The organism is Candidatus Obscuribacterales bacterium (genome assembly GCA_036703605.1).
In the GTDB taxonomy this organism is placed as follows: Bacteria; Cyanobacteriota; Cyanobacteriia; order RECH01; family RECH01; genus RECH01.
Window position 1 is genome coordinate 1 of record DATNRH010000814.1, and the last position, 3,728, is coordinate 3,728.

The window sequence follows — 3,728 nt, forward strand, 5'->3', positions numbered from 1 at the left end:
GACTACCCCAATGACCTCATCGAGCAAGAACAACGCTTGAAGCAGCAGAAGCAGCAGTTTCAACAAACCCACGAGCCAGTGGCAGGACGTGAGGTGATTTGGTCCATTAAATTGGCTCCTTAGCTTCAAGTTGTTTCGACAGCAGCCTGGTAAAACCGCATTTGTGCAAAGGGGAGCTGGCAGCGATCGCACTGGCCTGTTGCCCAATAACTAGGCAGTTGAAAGGCATGGTGACAGCAAGGACACTGCGACACCAGAGATCGCTGGTGGACTGCACAATGAGGTTGGTCAGCCAGTTGCCAGGTGAGTTGATGCCAGGGTGCTTCCGCGTAGCAGTCAGGACACAACCGCGTCGGCCAATGGAGCCCTGTTACTGACGGTAGCCACATCGCTTGCAAGCGATTCACGCTAACGCCTGTGAGCTGAGCCAGTTGCGGAAGGAGCGATGGGCTGGGTCTTCGTTGGCGAGAGGGGCTTTCCCAATAAGCGACGACATGCGATCGCACCCCCAGCATCGCAGCCAGATGAGCACTACTGAGGCAATTGGCGCGGCGAAAACGGCCCAGGAAGTGGCCAAAGCTCTCGTTGGGGTAGGGCTCGACCTGAAACAGCCACGGCTCGACTGAGGGCTGTAAGAAGTTCACTAGCGGCATCAGTCCTCTGTCCTTACTTAACCGCCAGTGAGCATTCTTTCACCACCTGTCTCAGTAAGGGCAACTCAATGCGTTTTTGGCCCCGTTGTAAGGTCCGAATCGCCGCTTCACAGAGGATTTGATTCAGGACACCGATATAGCCACGTGTAGCCTGGAGCAGCAGGCTCTGGGCTTTCGGGTTGGCCAGGTTCGAGGGTTCCGGTAATTGCAACACATGCTCTTCCCAGAGGGCCGTCATTTCCTGCAATTCTTCACTACCGAGGCGAGCAAAGCGATAGGCCGACAGAAATCGATAGAGCACTTGTTCATCTCGATTGATGACCGCATTGAGGCGATCCGTGCCTACCAGCACCACCGCAATTTCTAAGAGGTCTGAGATGTCTCTGATTTCAGACATCGCCTGAGCGGAGACCCGTTGCGCTTCGTCGAAGATAATCATCTCCACCTGGCAACTTCGGAGCACGTGGTAGACCCGTTCACGGAGATCGGGAATGCGTCCTCGGGTCGCTTGATACTGAAGACTCTCTAGCAGGCCAACAAACAGACTACTGACAGAAAGATTCTCGCGGCAGTGCCAGTACATTACCGGAATGATGGGAGCTTCCCCTGGCCGCTGAGTGACTTTGGATTTGAGGTGGTAAGTATCACAACTCACCGTCTTACCTGTGCGCGATTCTCCAATCACACGACAAGATTGTCGGGCCAGTCGTTTACCGTCTAGCCAGGTATGAAATTCCACCATCTGAGGCAATTCTAGGACGCGACGACGCCCCAGTTGGCGAATGCGTTCGTTGACATCGACATTGGTGTTATCAGCGTTATTGGGGTCAGAATCAGGGGTTTTAGACATGGGTAGAAGCTCCAGAATAGAACGTCGGTCGTTGGGTAGCACTTAAAGGCCATGCTCTTGACGCAACTGCTCGTAGTCGTAGACTCGAATGGCGGGCAAGGGCTTAGGGGCCTTTGACGATTCAGGCTTGGTTCCCTCAATCGGAGAGGCATCTTCGGCGATCGCGGCGGTAGGCAGTTGAGAGGGTTGGGAGGGTTCTGACAGCAGCTCATCAATGAATCGGGTACGATCGCGCATTTCGCTGAGGATGGATTGATTGGTAATCTCGGTGCGCGCTTCGCGTAAGCGCCGACTGATGGCTTTGGCTTCGGCGAGCGACAGGCGTTCCGTTTCCAGGTTTTGAGCGTGGGCACGGGTCAGAAAGACATCGCTCGCTCCCTGGGGTTGGTACACCAATACGGTCGTGATGTCGCGGGGGTCATAGCGCAAGACCACTTCGGCTCCGGCATAGCCAGCCAGGTATTCGCCGCGATAAATCAGGTTGGCAAAGCGCAGGTAGCCGCCCTGGTAAACCCGGCGACGGTTTTGGCGCATCAGCAGTAAATCGAGTTCGCGCTCTGCGGGAGGCACCCCTTGGGCCATTTGATTTGATCGCCAGCGGTCAATGCGGCGCTGTTGGCGATCGCGGGCATCCACTTGCTGGTTGTAGTTATCCACGATGTAGCGGATCAGCAGACCTTCAAGTTGCTCTAGGGTCAGGCAGGCGTCCGCTTTGATGGCTTTGAGGTGGGATTTGGCTTCGCGGGTGGTGTAGCCCGGTAGCATGGAGAAGAATTCCCGGTTGAGGGTGCCAAAAGGGCGTTCGACGATGCCGCCTTCGGCAGGACGGCGACGCAGGCACAGGACAATGCCTAAGCGGCTAGCGACCTGATCGATGTGGGCGGAGGTGAAGTCGGACCCGGCGTCGGTATACAGGTACTGGGGAACACCGTAGCTCTCCCACAAATTTTGGGGTTCGTAGCCGCGTTGGTACTGTTTGGGCAGGATGGCGTGGCGCAGCGCCAGTCCGGTGACAGGGGCACTCGGGCGTTCCATCCCCAGGTGAATCCCCATGATGCACCGGGAGTAGGTGTCAATGACGGTAGTGAGGGTGGGACGCCCCAAAATGTCGCCGTGGCTATCCACGACGAAGATGTCGGCAGGGGTGTGATCGCATTGCCACACCTGATTGCTATATTCAACGGCAATTTCAATCCCGGCTTTAGTCGTCAGATGGAGTTGATCGCCCTGCCAGCCAATGGAGCGTTTTTTCTGTTTCTGTTCTTGTTGTTCGATGATGGAGGCCAGGATGCGGTAGACCGTGCGGCGGCTCGGATAGTCAGTGGTGCCCAGGTCGGCGGCGTGGCTTTCGACAAGTTTAGCGACTTGGGCGCGGCTCATCTGGCGCGTGCCTCGATTGCCTTTGCGATACGTCTCCAGGATGAATTCGTGCCAGCTCTCGTCCACTTTGGATTGGCCTTCGTCACAGCGCACCGGGCGTTTGAGGCCCTCGATACCGCGATCGCGATACTGACGCACTAAGCGCTTGAGGTTCCGCACGCTCAGGTTCAGGGTGGCCGCCGCTGCGGTCTCGGCCTCTCGATACGTGGACTGTCCCCGATGGCTCTCTAAGCGTTGAATCACTTCAACGCGGCGGCGTTCCTCTGAAGACAGCGCTTCTAATTGCGGCAAGGCCAGAGGTTCACTTTTTTCGCTACTCTCACGTGCCACGATAGTTGTCATCACTCAGAAATTTGATGCCGCTACATTAAACGCTCTCAATCAGCCGCAGCACAACTACTTCAACCTTCTTTACCAGCCTCGAAATAGTGTCACGATAGTTGTCATCGCATTCGTGCCACGCTTGTTGTCATCGAAATCTCAAAGTCTTTGCAGGATAAGCCTTTTAGCCGCAGTCGCAGTCGCAGAAATCAGTCCCTAATTATTCCATTTCATTCAATACAAAATTACCGAAATCCTTGATAAGTATGGCTTTCAGCATCTATGACATTTATCGTGGCACAACCATGTCAGTTATCGTGGCACGCGACACTGATACTATTCTATATTCCACCTACTCACGATCGCTCTTAAAAGATACAGTAAAGGATAAGGATAAATTATTGATCCCAGGAAAGGATACGATAAATAAAAAACGGGATCAGCGATCACGGAAACAATGAGAACGCCACAAGTTATGTACAGCAGCACTTTCAGCCGCTAAAGACTACCTTACCTCCCCAATG

3 protein-coding genes are annotated in these 3,728 nt (G+C 54.6%); all 3 read right to left on the reverse strand.

The window, feature by feature from the left end; genetic code table 11:
- Window positions 1-125: 125 nt before the first annotated feature.
- Genes V6D20_16890 through V6D20_16900 form a run of 3 tightly spaced genes read right to left on the reverse strand, consistent with a single transcriptional unit; the run spans window position 126 to window position 3,213 of the window.
- On the reverse strand, window positions 126-653 hold the full coding sequence (locus V6D20_16890) for a TniQ family protein (GenBank protein HEY9817457.1): 528 nt from the start codon (window positions 651-653) through the stop codon (window positions 126-128).
- Window positions 654-666: 13 nt separating this feature from the next.
- A complete protein-coding gene (locus V6D20_16895) occupies window positions 667-1,503 on the reverse strand; it encodes a TniB family NTP-binding protein (protein ID HEY9817458.1) in 837 nt (278 codons plus the stop codon).
- A 42-nt stretch (window positions 1,504-1,545) separates the two neighbouring features.
- Window positions 1,546-3,213 carry a Mu transposase C-terminal domain-containing protein gene (locus V6D20_16900; protein ID HEY9817459.1) on the reverse strand — a complete coding sequence of 556 codons (1,668 nt, stop codon included), beginning with the start codon at window positions 3,211-3,213 and terminating at the stop codon, window positions 1,546-1,548.
- Window positions 3,214-3,728: the final 515 nt, after the last annotated feature.

What these genes read in the sequence shown, in the direction of transcription:
- V6D20_16890 (HEY9817457.1), bottom strand. Translation starts at nt 653, where the DNA reads ATGCCGCTAGTGAACTTCTTACAGCCCTCAGTCGAGCCGTGGCTGTTT.
- V6D20_16895 (HEY9817458.1), bottom strand. Translation starts at nt 1,503, where the DNA reads ATGTCTAAAACCCCTGATTCTGACCCCAATAACGCTGATAACACCAAT.